The sequence below is a fragment of the Ilumatobacter nonamiensis YM16-303 genome (genome assembly GCF_000350145.1).
Taxonomy (GTDB): Bacteria; Actinomycetota; Acidimicrobiia; order Acidimicrobiales; family Ilumatobacteraceae; genus Ilumatobacter_A; species Ilumatobacter_A nonamiensis.
Genome location: NZ_BAOL01000167.1, coordinates 17,756 through 35,874, shown reverse-complemented (window position 1 = coordinate 35,874; position 18,119 = coordinate 17,756). Strand labels below are relative to the sequence as shown.

General features: G+C 67.0%; 16 protein-coding genes. 5 read left to right on the top strand and 11 right to left on the bottom strand.

The genetic code is table 11. The features are described 5' to 3' along the window. Window positions 1–62: 62 nt before the first annotated feature. A complete protein-coding gene (locus ON45_RS14835) occupies window positions 63–332 on the bottom strand; it encodes a hypothetical protein (RefSeq protein ID WP_040494770.1) in 270 nt (89 codons plus the stop codon). Window positions 333–507: 175 nt separating this feature from the next. Here ON45_RS14835 and ON45_RS14830 point away from each other — a divergent pair, with 175 nt between their 5' ends. Beyond that, the gene (locus ON45_RS14830; protein ID WP_051063129.1) at window positions 508–1,332 is read left to right on the top strand and encodes a glycosyltransferase family 2 protein; all 825 of its coding nucleotides are present in this window, start codon (window positions 508–510) and stop codon (window positions 1,330–1,332) included. Between the two features lie 12 nt (window positions 1,333–1,344). Here ON45_RS14830 and ON45_RS14825 read toward each other — a convergent pair whose 3' ends face one another. Next, complete coding sequence (locus ON45_RS14825) at window positions 1,345–2,487, bottom strand: glycosyltransferase (RefSeq protein ID WP_051063128.1); 1,143 nt, start codon at window positions 2,485–2,487, stop codon at window positions 1,345–1,347. A 229-nt stretch (window positions 2,488–2,716) separates the two neighbouring features. After that, window positions 2,717–4,141, bottom strand: coding sequence for a lipase maturation factor family protein (locus ON45_RS14820; RefSeq protein WP_040494769.1), 1,425 nt, complete (start codon window positions 4,139–4,141; stop codon window positions 2,717–2,719). 106 nt (window positions 4,142–4,247) lie between these two features. Between ON45_RS14820 and ON45_RS14815 the strand changes: the two genes are divergently transcribed. Continuing rightward, window positions 4,248–5,276, top strand: coding sequence for a DNA topoisomerase IB (locus tag ON45_RS14815; protein WP_206537706.1), 1,029 nt, complete (start codon window positions 4,248–4,250; stop codon window positions 5,274–5,276). 5 nt (window positions 5,277–5,281) lie between these two features. Here ON45_RS14815 and ON45_RS14810 read toward each other — a convergent pair whose 3' ends face one another. Next, a complete protein-coding gene (locus ON45_RS14810; protein ID WP_040494768.1) occupies window positions 5,282–6,175 on the bottom strand; it encodes a Rieske (2Fe-2S) protein in 894 nt (297 codons plus the stop codon). 117 nt (window positions 6,176–6,292) lie between these two features. On the opposite strand from ON45_RS14810, the gene ON45_RS14805 reads away from it, so the two are divergent. Next, the gene (locus tag ON45_RS14805) at window positions 6,293–7,375 is read left to right on the top strand and encodes an AI-2E family transporter (RefSeq protein WP_158412439.1); all 1,083 of its coding nucleotides are present in this window, start codon (window positions 6,293–6,295) and stop codon (window positions 7,373–7,375) included. A gap of 77 nt (window positions 7,376–7,452) precedes the next feature. On the opposite strand, the gene ON45_RS14800 is transcribed toward ON45_RS14805, so the two are convergent. The 3 genes from ON45_RS14800 to ON45_RS14790 all read right to left on the bottom strand — a co-directional run bounded on the left by ON45_RS14800 (window position 7,453) and on the right by ON45_RS14790 (window position 12,210). Continuing rightward, window positions 7,453–8,613, bottom strand: a complete 1,161-nt coding sequence (locus ON45_RS14800; RefSeq protein ID WP_148288709.1) for a PfkB family carbohydrate kinase — start codon at window positions 8,611–8,613, stop codon at window positions 7,453–7,455. A gap of 54 nt (window positions 8,614–8,667) precedes the next feature. Next, window positions 8,668–10,830 (bottom strand): glycogen debranching N-terminal domain-containing protein, encoded by a 2,163-nt coding sequence (locus ON45_RS14795; RefSeq protein WP_051063124.1) that lies wholly within the window; start codon window positions 10,828–10,830, stop codon window positions 8,668–8,670. A 291-nt stretch (window positions 10,831–11,121) separates the two neighbouring features. Then, window positions 11,122–12,210: a glycosyltransferase family 4 protein gene (locus ON45_RS14790; RefSeq protein ID WP_040494767.1), complete on the bottom strand. Its 1,089-nt coding sequence runs from the start codon at window positions 12,208–12,210 to the stop codon at window positions 11,122–11,124. Window positions 12,211–12,466: 256 nt separating this feature from the next. Here ON45_RS14790 and ON45_RS14785 point away from each other — a divergent pair, with 256 nt between their 5' ends. Further along, entirely contained in the window at window positions 12,467–12,859 is a 393-nt protein-coding gene (locus ON45_RS14785) for a four-helix bundle copper-binding protein (RefSeq protein ID WP_040494766.1), read from the top strand. Window positions 12,860–12,864: 5 nt separating this feature from the next. Here ON45_RS14785 and ON45_RS14780 read toward each other — a convergent pair whose 3' ends face one another. From ON45_RS14780 to ON45_RS14770, 3 genes are read right to left on the bottom strand one after another with little or no spacing between them, the layout of a single operon-like run. Continuing rightward, complete coding sequence (locus ON45_RS14780) at window positions 12,865–13,845, bottom strand: FAD binding domain-containing protein (RefSeq protein ID WP_051063123.1); 981 nt, start codon at window positions 13,843–13,845, stop codon at window positions 12,865–12,867. Next, on the bottom strand, window positions 13,842–16,127 hold the full coding sequence (locus ON45_RS14775; RefSeq protein ID WP_040494765.1) for a xanthine dehydrogenase family protein molybdopterin-binding subunit: 2,286 nt from the start codon (window positions 16,125–16,127) through the stop codon (window positions 13,842–13,844). The genes ON45_RS14780 and ON45_RS14775 overlap by 4 nt, the downstream gene beginning before the upstream one ends. Beyond that, window positions 16,124–16,612, bottom strand: a complete 489-nt coding sequence (locus ON45_RS14770; protein ID WP_040494764.1) for a (2Fe-2S)-binding protein — start codon at window positions 16,610–16,612, stop codon at window positions 16,124–16,126. The genes ON45_RS14775 and ON45_RS14770 overlap by 4 nt, the downstream gene beginning before the upstream one ends. Window positions 16,613–16,838: 226 nt before the next feature. Here ON45_RS14770 and ON45_RS14765 point away from each other — a divergent pair, with 226 nt between their 5' ends. Beyond that, window positions 16,839–17,360 (top strand): hypothetical protein, encoded by a 522-nt coding sequence (locus ON45_RS14765; protein WP_040494763.1) that lies wholly within the window; start codon window positions 16,839–16,841, stop codon window positions 17,358–17,360. 29 nt (window positions 17,361–17,389) lie between these two features. Here ON45_RS14765 and ON45_RS14760 read toward each other — a convergent pair whose 3' ends face one another. Then, on the bottom strand, window positions 17,390–18,106 hold the full coding sequence (locus ON45_RS14760; RefSeq protein ID WP_158412437.1) for an AraC family transcriptional regulator: 717 nt from the start codon (window positions 18,104–18,106) through the stop codon (window positions 17,390–17,392). Window positions 18,107–18,119 lie beyond the last annotated feature (13 nt).

Sequence of the window (18,119 nt, the reverse complement as noted above, 5' to 3'; positions counted from 1 at the left end):
TAGCCGATGGGCGGCATCGGATGCCGGTTCCGGCTATCGGGTCCTGCCCGTCTCCGGACCCCTCACGAGCCCTCCTGGTAGGCGGACTCTCCCTGTTCCGGATCGATGTGCCGGCCGTGGCGGGCAGCCTGCGTGGCCTCGCCGTCGGAACGTCGTTCGAACTCCGCTGCCGGGTCGTCCACGTCGGGGTCGTCCACGAGCTCGTCCGCCAGTTCGGTGTCGCGTTGAACCGACTGGCCGTGCCAGTCCTCGACGCGACTGTCGGTCCCTCGTTCGGGCGACTGTGGATCGGCGGCACTCTTGTCGTCAGCCGTTGGATCGTTCTCGGTCATGTCGTACTCCTCAGAATCGTGGAGCGGGCAGGTACCCGCGATGGGTGTGAGCGATTCGCGTCGGCGACATCTTCCGGTCGGACGAATGGAACATCCATCCCTGGGTAGGAAAACGAGATCCATCACGCGCGTCGGACACCTGGCGACCTGCGCGCGGATCGACACCGAGAAGCACATGCGGCCAACCACACCCCTGCCCGTCGCGATCGTGACCGTCGCCCGTCACCGACGCGCGCATCTCACGCGGCAACGCGAATGGGTGCAGCGGAATGCACGGGGAGCCGCCCACGTCATCGTCGACATGGGTGGCGATCGCGTCGACGACGGTCCGGAGGTCGTGGTTCGCCACGTCGTGGCCGACGACGACCCGTTGCCCATCGCCGCGGCTCGGAACCTCGGCGCGCGCAGCGTCGATGCCGACGTGATCATCTTTCTCGATGTCGACTGTTTGCCCTCGCCGCGTCTGGTCCCCACCTATGTCCACCGGGTCACGCGGTACGGCGGTGTGTGGTCGGGCCCCGTCGGCTACCTGCCGCCCGAGACGGACATCGATGATTGGTCGGTCGACTCGCTGACACGGGTCGGTCATTTCCACGACGGTCGTCCTCGACCGGCGCAGCCGATGGAGACGCTGTCGACGCCCGATCTCTTCTGGTCGCTGTCGTTTGCGATCCGGCGCCAGGACTGGGACGAGGTCGGCGGATTCGACGAGCGGTACCGGGGCTACGGAGGCGAGGACACCGACTTCGCCCACACGCTGGCCGAACACGGCATTCGGCTCTGGGCCGACGGAGAAGCGCTCGCCTTCCACCAGCATCATCCCGTGGGGTCGCCTCCGGTCGATCACCTCGAGGAGATCGTGGCCAACGCCACGATCTTCCACGAGAAGTGGGGCCACTGGCCGATGCGGGGGTGGCTGTCGGCGTTCCGCGACCTCGGCCTGATCGACTGGCACCCTGGGAGTGTTCGCATCGTCGTGGGCTCTCCGACGGTGCGCTGACCACCCGCCGTTTCACATCGCGAGCGCCTGTGGCACGTCGTCGATGGCATGTCGATAGCACCGCTCGTACGCGCGCGCCATGCGATCCGTCGAGAGATGCGTGACGGCATGGGCACGGCATTCCGACGAGGACAGTCCACTGGCCCGCTCGATGCAGTCCGCCAGATCGTCGATGTCGTCCGGACGGCTCAGGGCGCCGACGCTGGAGACGACGATGTCGGGGAGCGCACCGCGCGCGAACGCAGCGACCGGCATTCCGCACGCCAGCATTTCGGCGACCACCAGCCCGAAGGGTTCTTCCCAGCAAGGTGTGACCACGCCCACGCGCGACGTCGAGAAGAGCGAGACGAGTGCGGCGTTGTCGAGATGACCGAGGTACACCGCGTCCGGTGCCAGCCGCGGCACGATCTCGTCGTCGAAGTAGCGCGGCTCCTGGATCGGGCCGGCGAGGACGATCGGACGTCCCGTCCGGCGGGCTGCATCGATGGCGAGGTGCGGAGCCTTCTCGGACACGATCCGCCCGGCCCAGATACACCTCTCGTCGCGGGGGGAAACATCGACGGCGGGCCTCCAGACCTGCGTGTCGATCCCGTTCCACACGGTGCGACCGGCGACACCGTCCCACTGCCGAGCGAGCGACGACGACACCGCGATGACATTCTCGGTCGGATCTGGAAGCCGAGTCGCCCGCCTCTGGTGGGCGTCCATGAGTTCGTCGAACGGTGGACAGTGCAGTACGTGGACGACGGGCGTGCGCGTCTCGCCGTCGAGGTCGACCGGGGCGTGATGGAGGGAGTTGTTGTGCACGACGTCATACGCGCCGTCGGCATCGATGAAGCGGAGGACGCGTTCGTAGCCGTACTCCATCGCCGCGCGCACACGGGCGGACACGGTCGTGTCCAGGCGGGTGCACGTGCTGAAATCCCCGAGATCGTCGACGATGGGGACGACGTCGAGATCCGACGGGGTCGTCGCGGTGGACGGACCGGCGAACACGGTGACGTCATGTCCGCCGCCGATCAGCGCACGGGCGGTGGTGACGGTGTGCGCTTCGAGCCCACCCGCGAACGGCTCACCGATGCCGAAGCGCGCGGGACCGAGGACTGCGATGCGAAGTGAGGGAGCGAGCACGGGACGCTCGTACCCCGAGATCACCGTTGGTCATTCGAGGCGTCGGTACCCGAGATCTTCACCGAGCACGCTTCGCCCGAGCGTGCGACGGTCGTGGCACGTCCGAATGAAGCGGCGCCCGTCGGGGTACTCCCCGGTATGGACGCCGACCGCAAGTGGCCGCCGGGGCGTTCCTCGTCGTGTCCGACGATGACAACGACGGACGTCTCGATCTGGAAGTGCCCGAGGTCGACGTCGGTACCTGATTGCGAGTTCAGCCACCGCGCTGCGTCCCGCGATCCTGCGTGACCGGTCCGAGCAGGTCCCGTGATCGTCCGGTCATCCAGACATGCCCCGTCTCACGACGTTCGTCGCGTGTCGCGAAGCGATAGTCGACGATGCGTGCCCGGATCATCATCGGTGCTCGCCCGTCGAACGGATCATTCGCCAGCAGCGCGAGCGTGGCCGCGTCCGCGTCGAGCAGCCGGTCGACGAAGCGGTCGAACCAGCCGGTCCCGTAGCGCGGCGACAGCGCGAGGAACCACATCATCCAATCGAGTCGGAGGTGGTACGGCGCGAATTGTCCCGGGCGACGATCGGGGTCGGTGGGCTTGGCCCGGAACTCGTACGCGTGCCAGGACTCACCGTCGATCGAACCCTCGACGACGACCTCACGCCGGTGGCGTGTGACGCTGCCGAAAGCGCCGTACGAGTTCACCAGGTGATACCGGTTGTACGAGAAGTTCATCCGCTGGTTGCGGCTGAACAGGTTGAGCAGTGGCTTCCGACTGAGCAGGACGATTCCGACGGTGAACGCGACGACGAGCCACTCGAACCATGTCGTGGTCGTGGGCTGGGAGCCGACCGTGATGCCCACGGCGTCGAACCACGTATCGGGAATCGCGGCGAAGCCGAGGATCAAGGTGACGAAGTTCAGCCACGCGTAGTTGCCCGACAGCATCAGGTACGCCTGCGTGAGGATGATCATCGACGCGCCGATCCCGGCGACCGGTTGTGGAAGGAACAGCAGCCACGGCGCGGCGAGTTGGGCGACGTGGTTCGAACCGGTCTCGATCCGATGGAACGACGTCGGGAGGAGATGAAAGAAACGCGACGTGGGGCTCGGCATCGGCTGGGTCTCGTGGTGGTAGTCGAGACACGTGAGGTCACGCCAGCACGGATCGCCGCGCATCTTGATCATCCCCGCACCGAACTCGACCCGGAACAGCAACCAGCGCAACACGAACAGGGTGGCGACGGGGGTGGCGACCTGCGCGTTGCCGAGGAACGCGACGCACAGCCCGGCTTCCAACAGCAGCGACTCCCAACCGAACCCGTAGAACGTCTGGCCGACGTTGACGACCGACAGGTACAGCACCCACAGCACGATCCAGCCGACGAGCGCCAGCCAGACCGGGACGAGGTCGAAACCTCCGAACAACGCGAGCGCCGCGAGCACGACGCCTGCCCACGCGACACCCGAGGCCATCGGATCGGAGTACCGCCACTGGAACAGGCTCGGCGCGCGTGCGAAGTCGACCCGTTCGAGGAACGTCGGGACCGGCATCAGCCCGTGTTCACCCAGGAGCGGTCGGAACTGGTTGCGCATGTTGATGAAGGCGAGGAGATAGGCGAGCGCCACTCCACGCTGGAGCACGAGCCGGGCGACGTCATAGTCGCCGGTCGACATCCACTTCATCCTCCGGTTCTACCCGGCTCCGCTCTGCGGCGAACGTCGAGTGCGCGGGCACGGCGCTGCACAGGTGGATTGGACACGCTGTGAAGGGGTACACATCAGCATGGTCGTGCGCGTTCCGCCCGAACTGCTCGAGAGCGATCCGGCCGTTCTTGCGCCCGAGGCGGGTCTGGTACACGTCGGCGACGACGAGCCGGGGATCGGACGTCGACGCCGGGGGACCGGCTTCAGCTACCACGACGCGTTCGGCGAACCGGTCGGCGACGCGGAACGCGAACGCATCGAGGCACTTGCCGTTCCGCCTGCGTGGACCGACGTGTGGATTTCACCGGACCCGTCCGGATACCTGCAGGCTTCGGGGATCGACGATGCCGGCCGGAAGCAGTACCGCTATCACGACGACTTTCGTGCGTACTGCGATGATCGCAAGTTCGCCCGACTGAGCTATTTCGCGCGTGCGATCGTCGTGATCCGCAAGGCGACGCAACAGGCCTTGGCCGAACCGGTGGGGAGCCGAAACCATGCGATCGCGGCGGCCGTGGCGCTCATCGACCGGTGCCTGCTGCGCGTGGGGAACGATGGTTCGGCAGCGAACGGCCACTACGGCGCCACGACGCTCACCGTCGAACACGTCATCGACGACGACGTGATGACCCTCGACTACCGCGCGAAGAGCGGGCAGGAGCGGACCATCCTGATCGAGGACGAGGATCTCGTCGAGGTGCTGACCGAACTCGCGGCAGACGCCGACGATGAACTGTTCTGGTTCGACGATGGGCCGAACGGCGAGCGTCGACGGGCAACCGCTTCCGACGTGAACGACTTCATCGTCGAGCACGCCGGTTCGGCGTTCACCGCGAAGGACTTCCGGACATGGGGTGCATCGAGCGTCGTCGTCGAGTCGCGAGCTGAGGGCGCACGAGACCTCGACGCGATCGACGAAGCGGCCAAGCAACTGGGCAACACGCGCGCCGTTGCCCGAAGCTCCTACATCCACCCCGCTGTCCTGGAGGCCGACCAGGACACGATCGACGATGCGTGGGGCGCATCGCGTCGCTCGAAGTGGCTCGACCGTTCCGAGAGCGCACTGGCCAAGCTGTTGGCGGACGGTCTCGAGGGATCACGGGATCGCCCGTGACGCGGTCACCCGGTGTCGTGGGCCGCGCCGATCGGGTTGCGGCGGAGTCCTCCGACCTCGGTGCGGCGGATCTCGACCCACCCGTCGACGACCCGCGTCCGGTACACAGGCTGGGGCACTGAGGCGGGGCCGGCCTCGACCATTCCGGTCGCGGTGTCGAAGCGACTGCCGTGCCACGGACACTCGATGCAGTCGCCGGTGACGACACCGTCGGACAGCGGAGCGCCCCGATGGGTACAACGGTCCTCGAGCACGTCCACACGATCGGTTCGATCGACGACGACGAACTCCAGTCCATCGAGAGTCGCGCCGACCGGAACGCCCGTCGTCAGTTCGTCTCGTTCGATCAGCCGAGTCCAGCCCTCCGGGCCCGACTGGAACGCTGTGGTGTTCACGGCGACCCCGCGCACGTATGCGAGATGGCCACCGAGGTATCCGGCGACTCCGACCGCCGCGAGCCCCGCCCCGGACAGCGCGATCGCCCGCACCGATCGTCCGTGGCGGCGCGACCACCACGACGCGGCGAAAAGGGTGACCGCAACGTCGTTGAGCGCGGCGTGGGCGAGTCCGACCCGCTGTTCGGCGCCGGACGTGTCGAACCAGTCCGCGGCGCCTGTCGCGGCCGTGGGAATCGCCGCGAGGGTGCCGACACCGATGAGACGGCGCGCGGCGGTCCCCGACGCCCCGGTGACATCGAGAGCTGCCGCGCCGATCCACGCGCCGATCGGTGCGGCCACGAGCATCGGATGAACGCTGTGCCCCAACCATCGGCCGGTGAGTTTGTCCCGGAGTGACGACGGCCGCCCGAGCGGCGACGCGATGTCGCGAATCTTCGCTGCGACCGCGTCCAAGCGATCCGCAGCTTCGATCCGGGTCGTGAGGCGGTGCAACGGGTTCATGTGAGGCTCCTGACGTCGGCGAGTTGCGCGACGAGGGATTACCCATCCTCCGGCGATTCATCCGTCGATCACGATCGGCACGGTTTCAGCGGCGGGGCGATGGGTACCTCGGATGCCATGTCGTCGGAACGCGCAGTGACCGCACCAACGGTCGATCGGCGCGTCGACCGGGCGGCGGCCTACTCCTGGCGGATCTTGATCATCGCGGCTGCAGTCTTCGCTCTCGTCTGGTTGCTGGGACAACTGCTGGTCGTCGTGATCCCGGTCGTCGTCGCGCTGCTCTTGACCCGCGCGCTGTCCGTCCCGACCGACTGGATGGTGAGCAGAGGTCTGCCGCGCGCTCTCGCCGCGGGGGCGACGATGCTCCTGTTCATCGCCACCGTGGCGCTTCTCGTCGGAGCGGTCGGGGCGAGCATCGCCTCCGAGTTCGAGGATCTCGGATCGACGGTGTCGTCCGGAATCGACGACGTCCAGAACTGGCTCGTCGAGGACAGCCCGTTCGACATCGACCGGGAGCGACTTGCCGAACTGCGCGAGCAGGCGGGTTCTCGACTCTCGGACGTCGTCCAGTCGTCGGGCGGGACGATCGCGTCGTCGGCGGTTCTGGCCGTCGAGTTCGTCGCCGGACTCCTGCTCGCCCTGATCGTGACGTTCTTCTTCTTGAAGGATGATCGAACGATCGTCCGACTCGGACTGCGGACGGTGCGTGAGGACCGTCGAGCCGAACTGCACGCGCTCGGACGGCGGGCTTGGTCCACGCTCGGCGGCTACCTCCGCGGTGTCGCCCTGCTCGGGGTGGTGGAGGCGATCATCATCGGTGCGGCGGTGTGGCTCGCCGGCGGCGACCTCGTCGCCGCGGTCGTGGTGGTGACGATGCTCGGCGCGTTCGTCCCCATCGCCGGTGCGATCGTGTCGGGCCTGATCGCGGTGATGGTCACGCTGGTCACAGCGGGTCCGACCGCCGCAGCGATCGTTGCCGTCGTGGCCCTCGTCGTGCAGCAGCTCGACAACGATCTGCTCGCGCCGTTCATCTACGGCAAGAGCCTGCAACTGCATCCGCTGGTGATCCTGCTGAGCATCGCGGCGGGTACCGCCCTGTTCGGGATCGTGGGCGCGTTGCTCGCCGTTCCCGTCGTGTCGGTCGTCATCAACGTCATCGACGAGTTCCGCAACCCGGAACTCGCCCGCGACGACGAATGATCGAACGTCGGGCCGGCTCGGACATCGCCGCCGACGACGAGGTGAACGACGAACAACTCCGCGACCCCCCGAACGGCTCACCGACCGATGATCGCGTCGTCGATGGCGCTGATCAGCTCGTCGCGCGTCATCTTCGATCGTTGCGGGATCTCGAGTTCCCGAGCCCGCTCGTAGAGCTCCTGCTTCGTCTCGTCGAGCAGGTTCGCGCGGTCGCCGAGCGGGGCCGGGCTCGATGCTCCTCGTCGCTTGACGGGACGGATCTCGACGTGCTCGGCGATCTCCTCGATCGAATCGCGCCGGCCCGTACCGAGCCCGTGCCGGGACACGTTGAGCGCACCCGCGGCGGCGGCCAGGCGGAGTCCGGCCGTGAAGGCCATTCCGTGTGCGGCCGCGACGGCGAGCGCGGCGGTCATGGAGTCACCACCTCCGCGCCCGTCGAGGACCTCGAGCGACGGGGCCTTCACCTCGACCAGTTCGTCCTCGAAACCCACGACCGTCGAGCGGTCGGATCGCGAGACGACGACGGCGGCGGCCCCGGCACCCCGGAGACGCTCGATGCCCGAGGTGATGGCGTCCACCCCGCTCGACGATGCCCATCCGTCCGCGATGAACTCCTCGTGGCTGAGCTTCAAGACGTCGACCCCTCCGGCCAGCGCTGCTCGCAGGGGCTCGCCGCACAGGTCGGCGACGACGGTGATGTCGTTGTGCTTCAGATCCGTGACCAATCGGCGAAACGTGTCGGTGTCGAACATGGGTGCGAGTTGCGTTCCGGTCAGGACGCACACGCCGGCCCGCATCGCGGCCCCGACGATCGAGCTGTAGAGCTCGTCGACGTCGTGGCGGCCGAGGCTCTGGATGTCGGTCCTCGCGAGGGAACGGGGTTCGCCGTCCCGGCGATCGTCGATGATCACGGCGTTCGGTGTGGACATCGGGGTCAGCCGGGCCTCCAGCCCGTCGGCGGCGATGATCGCTCGAAGTGCCTCGCCCGGTTCGCCTCCGACCGCGCCGCACGGGATGGCGCGCACGCCCAGGGCCTGGATCATCCTCGACACCCAATATCCCTGTCCGCCCGCGTGGAGATGGACGTCGGTGCGGTCATCGGAGTTGCGATGGATCTCGATCGTCAGGAGGAGTGCCGGAGCGAACACTGCGACGGCGACGTCGCCGTCGTCGCTCGTGACGCGTTCGAGGTCGGCGACGTCGCTGGCTTCGTCGTCGTGTTGTCGGCGTGAGTTCATCACGAGAACCACCTTGTCGGATCGAGCCGGAGTCCCGTGCGAGTACCCGAACCGTCAGCGTCCAAACGGCCGCGGTGGCCGATCATCTGCCTCGCGAGCGATCGTCACCCTTCCGGTGGTCGGATCGCTGTCGAGGCGGTATCGAATCTCTCCGACGCGGAGCCCGCTCATCGAGTCGACGGTTCGTCGCTGAGCAACGGAGGCATCGGCGCGAGGTGTGGTGCCGAGCGGTTCTGGCGGGCGGAGACCGAGCGCAGATCGAATGTGCAGGAGGATGGATGCCGACGACCAGGCCTGCGGCGAGCAACTGGCCGGGTATGACACCGGCGTGTCGAGCAGTGATCGATCGACCCCGGCGAACAGTTCCGGTGGTCGGCCGTCGAATCGTTCGGCGCAGTCGAGTGCGCCGTCGATGAGCTGCTCGACGACGTCGGAGCGGCCAAGGCGTTGTGCGCCCGCCGTCACGATCGCGGTGTCGTGCGGCCAGACGGATCCGTTGTGATAGCTGAGGGGGTTGTACGCACGTCCCGTGGGCGACAGGGTGCGCAGTCCCCAGCCGGTCCACAGGTCGTCGTCGATGATGCGATCCAGGTAGCGATCGGCGCGATCAACGTCACAGATCCCGGACCAGATGGCGTGTCCAGGATTGGTCGTGACGCTGTCGATACGCCTGCGATCCGATGTGACCCCGACTGCGTAGCTGTCCGCTTCGGGCATCCAGAACGCGTCCTCGAACCGTTCCTGCAGTGTTGCCGCCTGCGTGACGAGATCGGTGGCGTCGAGTCCGGGTTCGGCGATCTGAGTCGCGAGGTGCGCGCCGGCACGCAACGCTGCGTAGGCGTACCCCTGTGCTTCGACGAGCGCGATCGGACCGTCGGGAAGGCTCCCGTCGGCGAAGTTGACGCCATCCCACGAGTCCTTCCATCCCTGGTTGGCGAGGCCGGAGGGCGTGCTGCGACGGTACGAGAGAAGGCCATGGGGATCGGACTCGAGGCGTCCCGTGATCCATCCGAGTGCCGACCGGATCGACGGCCACAGTCTCCGCAGTTCGTCGTGCGCGAGGTGACCCCACCGGTGAGCCTCCTCGGCGACCATGACGAACAGGGGGGTGGCGTCGACCGTGCCGTAGTAGCGATCCCGGTCCGCGAACGCCTGGTGTCCGCTGTGCCGACGAAGTTCGTGGATGATCTTGCCCGGCTCCTCCTCCGACTCCGGACGGACCTCCGTCCCTTGGAGGTCCGCGAGTGCGTGGAGCACGCCGAGTGCGAGTTCGGGCAGCCACGGAAGAACCATGTAGGACGTGATCAGCGAGTCGCGGCCGAACAGCGTCATGAACCACGGCGCTCCCGCGGCGACGACGACATCGTTCGGATGGGCAGGGTCGAAGATTCGGAGCGAGGCGAGGTCGGCCAGGCAGCGGTCGAACGCGACCGCGAGCCGCGTGTCGTCGGTGATCAGATGCGGCGCGTCGCGCTCCCAGTTGCTGAGTCGGTGAGCCGGACTGGCGTCGGGTGGGCGCGTGCCGAGGGGATAGAGCAGTCCGGCCGCGGCGTGATCCCACACGGGCTCGAACGTCAACGACAGCGTGGTCGATGCCCGCGGCGGCACGGTGACGTCCCACGTGAGTTTCTTGTGCTCGACGTCGATGACGTCGGGGGCCGATGTTGCATGGATCGCCACTCGCTTGGCCGAGTCATCGGAATGGTGGAGTTCACCGGCATCTCCGGACCACGTCAGTATCGACTGAGCGCCTGGTACAGGCGAGCCGTCGGCGGCGCTCTTCACGTCGAACAGATGGGCGAAGTCGGTATCGACCGCGATGGTGACGGACCGGCTGATGACGTCGCTCGAGTGAGTGTTGTGCACCTCGATGTCGTGTCGGACGCCCCGCCCGATCCATTGCCGATGGACGAAGAGTTCGTGTTCGCCTCCACTCGTCGGGCGGGTGACGACAACGGTGTGGAACGGGGTCGGAGTGTGGATGGCGAGTCGTTCTCGCTCTCCGCCCGGCGCGATTCGGATCGTCAGGTGCGAGAGCAGCCGGAGGTCTTCGAAGATGGTGCCGGTGGCGGCACCGACGAGCTCGCCGTGGTCGGTGGCAACGGTGAAGGTCCGGCCGTTGACCATCGTGATGAGGTGGTCGGTGATCGCGTGGGAGGGTCCGGTTCGACCCGGATCGTCACCACGTCGTCGTTCGGTGTTGAACGGGGAGTCCATGTTCACCAGTATCGAGAATTCCGGCGAGCGGAGGTCGGTTTCGGGTCGGACCGAGATGGCGGATCGACCGGGCGGATGTGGGGTACAGGGACATCGAACGACGGAGAAGGGGAAGAGGATGTCCACGATTTTCGATGCGCACTGCCCGACGTGCGCCGGGGTACTCGAGCCGGTGACCGGAGCGCGGTGGCGATGTCGGTCGTGTGGGTCCGCCGTCGAGCGGTGCGGAGGGTTCATCGTGGAGCATCCGGTCCGCGACGGCGCCTCGGCGCCATCCGAGTCGGAGCCCGATCACCGGTCACTCCTCGACGAATCACTGCCGACGAGCTGACGTCGCGCCGAATCGATCACCCGCCGATACACCGCGATGTACTGATCCGCCATTGCTTCGGAGGTGAACCGACCGGCCTGGTCGCGACAGGCGTCTGCGCCCAGCTGATCGATCCATCCGACCGCCTCGACCATCTCGTCGACCGATGCGCAGATCGCTCCCGATCTCCGATCGATCACGACCTCCGGGACCGATCCACGGTCGAGTGCGATCACCGGTGTGCCCGCAGCGAGTGCCTCGATCATGACGAGTCCGAATGGCTCGGGCCAGTCGATCGGGAAGAGCAGCGCTCGCGCCCCGGCGTAGAACTCGGGCTTGTCCGCTTCTCCGATCTCGCCGACGAAGTCGACGTGGTGAGACGCGAAGAGCGGCTCGATGACATCGTGGAAGTATTCGGCGTCGAGGGGGTCGATCTTCGCTGCGACGCGGAGTGGAAGCCCGCTTCGTTCAGCGACCTCGATCGCCCAGTCGGGGCGCTTCTCCGGTGTCAGCCGGCCGACGAACGCCAGGTAGTCACCGCGTCGTGTCGGCGCATCGAAGTACGCGTCCAGGTCGAGGCCGTTGTAGCAGGTGCTCATCCATCGGAGTGGAAAGTGATCGAGCGGTGCTCGCTGCGAGTTGCTGATCGACACGAGAGGCGTCTCGGGATACAGCGGGTAGACGCGCTGCACCGTGTCGAGGTCGAGTCGTCCGTGCAGAGTGATGACCGTCGGGGTGTTCGTGGTGCGCACGAACGGCAACGTCCACAGATCGCAATGGGAGTGCACGATGTCGAATTCGTGGGCCCGCCGGAACACTTCGGCGAGCATCTGGAGGTGCAGGTGTGGGGCGATCTCGATCAGCGCGGTGCGATGCATGGAACTTCGGAGTGCTGCCGGGACCATCGGCTCGAGCCGCGCCGCCGATTCGGATCCGGCCGCAGCGAACAGGGTGACGTCGTGGCCGCGGGCGACGAGCTCGTTGCTCAGCGCGGCGATGACGCGCTCGGTTCCGCCGTACCCCGACGGCGGAACGGTCTCGTACAGGGGTGCGATCATGGCGATCTTCATCGGCTGCCTCTCGGTTGTCTCGGAAATGAAGTTCGCTCCTCGAGTACCCGGCCCTGAGGGGGATTCATTCGATCGGACACCGGCGGCGACGTTGTGCGCGCAGGCACCGGCCGGGGCAGGGTCGGCTGCGCGAACCCCGACCGACCAAGCGCGTTCAGGCCGTCCCCACGGTTTGTGCGCCGAGGAATCGGGTAGGTCCCGACCGCGGCTGCAGACGCAACCGTCCCGAACGAACGACGACCGAAAGGATCCCATCATGGGCCTCGCTGACATCCTCGCCGACCATCCCGACAAGACCACGTTCGACCTCGCCGAACTCAACCGCGCCGCCCAGGCCGCGATGGAATGTGCACTCGCATGCTCTGCGTGCGCAGACTCCGACCTCGGCCGAGACGCCAACGCGATGGTCACCTGTATCCGGACCTGCACCGATTGCGCCGACCTGTGCACCGTGACGGCGAAGATGCTCGCGCGACCCGCGCCACGCGGCGACGCTTGGCAGAAGGTGGTGCTTGCGTGCGCGGCGCTCTGCGCACAGTGCGCCGACGAGTGCAGCCAGCACGACGACCTCTGCTGCCAGCAGTGCGCCGAGGCGTGCCGTGAATGCGAGAAGGCCTGCCAGCAGCTCATCGCCGCCGCGCAGAGCTGACTCGCTCAGCCGCCGCGCATCGGCTCGAGTGAACGTTGCACCAGGCCGCGGAGGAGCGCGGTCTTGTAGCCGTTCTCCGAGAGTTCGGTCAATCCGTCAGCTGCCGCATCGGCCGCCGACGCGATCGAACTGGCCGTGAGTTCTCGGCCGGTCAACGTCTCGGAACTCGTGGTGAGGCGACGCGGGACCGAGTCGACGCCGGATGCGACGAGGCTCGCCGAGACCACCGTGTGCCGATCATCGATGTCGACGATCGCCGCGACCCCGACGAGGGCGAACTGCCAGACTGCGCGGTTCATCGCCTTGAGGTAGGTGCTTCGTGAGGTTCCCGGATCGGTGAATTCGAGCGATGTGATCACGTCGCCTGATTCGAGAGTGTGCAAGCTCCGCCGGTCGGCGACCGGCCGCTGAAGGAGTTCGGCGACAGGGACGGTGCGTTCGCTGCCGTCATGGCCGTCGATGTTCACGTCGGCGTCGAGCGCCACGAGCACCGACGCCAGGTCCGAGGGCTGCGTGGCGACGCACGGCTCGTCGATGAGTGCGTGGTGCTCGTTGCGGCCATCACGTGCCGGGCAGTCGGACCCGCCCTTCATCCAACAACTGATCGACGGATCCCGGAAGTACGAACAGCGCGGACGTTGCAGGAGGTTGCCCGCCACGGTCGCGCGGTGACGGATCTGCAGGGTGGCACTCTGGGAGACGGCCTGGGCGATCGCGGGGACCGTCGCGGTCAGTTCCTCGTGCTCGGCGAGGTCGGAGAGCGTCGCGAGCGCACCGATCCGCCATCGGTCGTCGATCCGTTGCACGGTTCGTTCGAGATGGCTGGACTTGATGTCGACCACACTGTCGAGGTCGAGCACGCCGGACCTGGCGAGCGGGATGAGATCGGTGCCGCCGGCAAACCATTCGGTCTCATCGCTCGAGACGAGCCGGCGGTCGGACTGATCCCATCGCGTGTATCCACTGGTGACGGGGGAGAGGGTCATCGGTGATCTCCTGACTCGTGATCGAGCGCTTCGCTCGAGGCGATTGCCTCGAGCAGTCGTCGTCGTGTGATCGGTAGTTCGTGGAGTCGGATCCCGGTCGCATCTCGAACGGCGTTGGCGATCGCAGCGGGCACGGCGATCAGCGGCAGCTCTCCGATCCCCTTCGTTCCCAGCGGGTTCGCGCGCAGGTCGGGGATGTCGAGCGCCGCGTGACGGATCGTGCAGGTGTCGGACACCGTGGGCAGCAGATACTCGTTCAGGTCCGGGTTGACCACCACGCCGAGCCGATGGTCGACGACCTGCTCCTCGGTGAGGGCGAACCCGATGCCCTGGGTCACGCCACCGATCACCTGGCTGTCGGCGAGCCGCCGGTTGAGGATGCGCCCACAGTCGGGAGCAACGGTGATCGACGTCACCCGGACCTCACCGGTGAGCGGGTCGACCGAGACCTCGGCAACCGCGGACCCCTGTGCGCGTGGGCTGACGTCCTCCGCGATCGTCTCGCGCCCGCCCCAACCGTGGACCACGCGAGGGGAGAGGTCGGACAGGAGATCGCCGAGCGGCTGGTCCTCGAACGCGGCGGCACTGGACTTGACATGGGTGCCGTCGAAGCTGAGTGAACTGCGCTCGACCCCGTGGTGTTCGGCCGCCGCGTCCAAGAGGTCGTCGACCGCTGCCGCCGCAGCGGCGCGCACGGCGGGAGCCATCGTGGGGACCGTCGTGCTGCCGGCGCTGGTCGGCGCGGGTGGGCCGGTCGACGTGTCGCCGAGCGAGAGACGGACCGATGAGATGTCGACGCCGAGTTCGTCCGCGACGACCTGCGCCAGCACGGTGCGGGTACCGGTGCCGATGTCCTGCGCTGACGTGGACACGTGCACGGATCCGTCGAAGTTGAACTCGACGCCGGCGTGTCCGGGTGGCATCGCCGATGCAGCGAGCCAGTCGTGAGCCGCGAATCCGCGGCCGTGGAGGAGGCCATCGTGCTCGTCTTCGCCGTCAGTCTCGTCGCGGTCGTCGGTTTCGTCCCACCGAGCGACTTCGGCGACCCGCTCGTAGGAACGCAGCAGTCCCTCGGGCTGCGACCACTCGAGATCTTCCTGCTGGTTCCTGCTCGAGTGGTTCCGCCTGCGCAGTTCGATGGGGTCGATGTCCAGCTCGCCCGCGAGCTCGTCCATCAGCGATTCGAGGACGAACGTCGACTCGACGTAGCCCGGAGCGCGGAACGCGACAGCGGGACCGGTGTTGGTCCGCACCCTCCGGACCCGCGTGCGGACGCGGGCGCACTGGTAGAGGTGGAGGTACGGCCCGCTGACCGCGCTCGCTTCGCCCTTCACCGCGTAGGCGCCCCGGTCGGCGCGCACGTCGGCGTCGATCGCCAGCAATCGACCGTCGGGGTCGGCGGCGATCCGCACGGTGTGCTCGGTTCCGTTGCGTTTCCCGGCTGCCACGTTCTCTCCGCTCCGGTCGTTCATCACCCACACGGGACGTCCGGTGCGTTTCGACGCGAGCGCGGCGAGCATCGTGGGCTTCCAAGCCACCTGTTTGGCGCCGAAACCTCCACCCACGAACTCCGAGACGACCCGAACCTGGTTGTGATTCAGGCCGAGTCGTTCGCCCATCTGCTCACGGACGTCGTTGACACCTTGCGTGGACGTGTACAGCGTGATCGAGTCGCCCACCCAGTCGGCGACGGCGCCGTGAGGTTCGAGCGAGTTGTGAATGGCGACCGGGGTCCGGAACGTTCCCTCCACGACGATGTGGGCGTCGTCGAACGCTTCGTCGACATCGCCGCGACCGTCCTCTTCGACCTCGTCGGCAGACTCGTTGCCGAGGAGCTCGGGGGCGCCCGGTCGTTCGACATCGTCGGGATGGGTGAGGAACTCCATCGGTTCGTACTCGACCGACAGTGCGCCGACACCACGCTCGGCATCGCTCCTCGTTTCGGCGACGACGAGGGCGACCTCGTCGCCGACGTATCGCACGATTCCAGGAAGTAGAGGAGCGTCGTCCTCGTACCAGGAGATCTCGTCGATGTCGTCCGCGGTCAACACATCGACGACGCCTTCGACACCGAGAGCGGAAGCCGTGTCGATCGATACCACGCGCCCATGCGGGATCGGACTGCGGACGATCACTCCGGTCAGTTGACCGGGAAGCTGGACGTCGGCGGTGTATCGCGCTCGCCCGGTCACCTTGTCGACGGCGTCGACGCGATCGACCGACGATCCCACGAGGTCGAGGGCCGTGCCGGTCGTCCAGTCGTCGAGGTCGGACGCTCTCATCGTTCGTCCCCGAACGCTCGGTGGGCCGCCTCGAGAATGTGGCGATAGGCGCCGCAGCGGCACAGGTTTCCCTGCACGGCGGATTCGATCTCGTCGTCGCTCGGATCCGGATTGTTGCGCCGCAGCCCCTCGAGGCTCATCAGCTGCCCCGGGGTGCAGTAGCCGCATTGGAGGGCGTCGCACTGGGCGAACGAGGTCTGCAGGGGTGAGAGCTCGGATCCGTCGGCCAATCCTTCGACGGTGTCGACCCGACGTCCCTCACATTCGGCCCCGAGCACGAGGCACGAATAGACGGCGACGTCGTCGAGGAGCACCGTGCATGCTCCGCAGGTTCCGACCTCGCAGACGGGTTTGGCACCGGTGAGATCGAACTCGTCGCGGATGGTGTGGAGCAGGGTCGCGCCGGCGTCGACGTCCGCGTGGCGCGTACGACCATTCACTTCGACAGCGATCCGCGAGCGGCGGTCCGTGGCATCGTCAGACATGGAGTCCGCACTACCCAGGACGGCGACGATTCATTCCGACATCCGCGTCGTCGGCACCGATCGGGTCGCCGACCGATACCGGGTGGGAATGGTTTCCGTACGGGCTGGGTATGCCCGCCACATGGCGACGGACGCGACTCGACTGCGAACTCACGGGTTTTCACCCGTTTCTGGTGAGGACGCGGCGCGTGTCGAGTTCCGTGTGTGGGATCCTCCGGCGGCTGTTGTGGAGCGAATCGAACGGCTTCCATCCGGCGGCCCGCCCGGCGAGAAGCACGATGTCTACCTCGTCGGTCCCAATGCAGAGGTGAATGCCAAGCTGCGCGAGTCGATGATCGAGGTGAAACATCTCGTGGAGCGAGTCGATGCGCTCGAACGGTGGAGCCCTGCGTGGTCGGCCGAACTTCCGGTCGAGGCCCACGCGGTCGAACGACTGTGTGATGAGCTCGGGCTCCCCTCACCGAGCATCGACGACACCACGGTGACGGAAGCGCAACTCCGACAGATTCTCGAGAAGTCCGGTGCCTGCGACGTTCCGGCGATCAAGCAGCGCCGCAAGTACGATTTCGGTGATGCTCAGATCGAGGTCGTCGATGTCACGTTTCCCGACCGGACGATTCGGTCGGTCGCCGTCGAAGCGGCTGACGAGTCGGTCGTTCAGGAAGCCGTCGACACCTTCGGCCTCGACGGTGAGAACCGACCGATGCATCTCGCCGCAGCCCGAGCCACGCGCCGCCAACCTTCCTGACCGGTCAAGGGAAGCTGTGCCATCGGGTGTCAGGCACCGAATGGGTCAGGCGAGCGTCGGAACGCTCCGGGTGACATGCCGACGACGCGCGTGAAGTGGCGCGTGAAATCGCTCTGGTCGTAGTAGCCACACCGGAGGGCGATGTCGATGATCGAATCGTCGGACGCTTCGAGCTGGTGCAACGCCGCTTCGAGTCGGAGCCGGAGTACGAGCTGTTTCGGGCTGAGGCCGAGCACGCGGCTCATCGACCGCTCGAGCTGACGTGTCGACATGTCGGCGACATCGGCCATTTCCGCGACGGTCGTCGTGCGCCCGATGTTCTCGCGTGCGAACTCGACGGCGCGCGCCAATGCCGCGTGTGGAGCCGCCGCATCGGCGGGGGTTCGCAGATCCACCGAGATGCTCACGATCCCGGTCGGCGCTCCATCGTCGTCGCAGACGCGCGACTTCGAGGTGAGGTACCAACCGATCGACGCGTCCGGACGGGTGATGAACTCCAACTCGTTGGACAACTGCTTGCCGGTCCGGAGGATCTCGGCGTCCTGCGCTGCGTAGCTGTCGGCGAGCTCCCTCGGGAACAGAGCGTGGGCGGTACGTCCGATCACGTCGCCGGGCGACGTGCCGCCGGCGCGCTCCGCGAAGGTTCGGTTCGACGCGAGGTAGACGCCGTCGAGGTCCTTCACGCAGAACATGACGTGCGGAGTCGTCGCCAAGACCTCCGACACGGCGCGCAACGAGTTGTCCACGAAGTCCATGCTC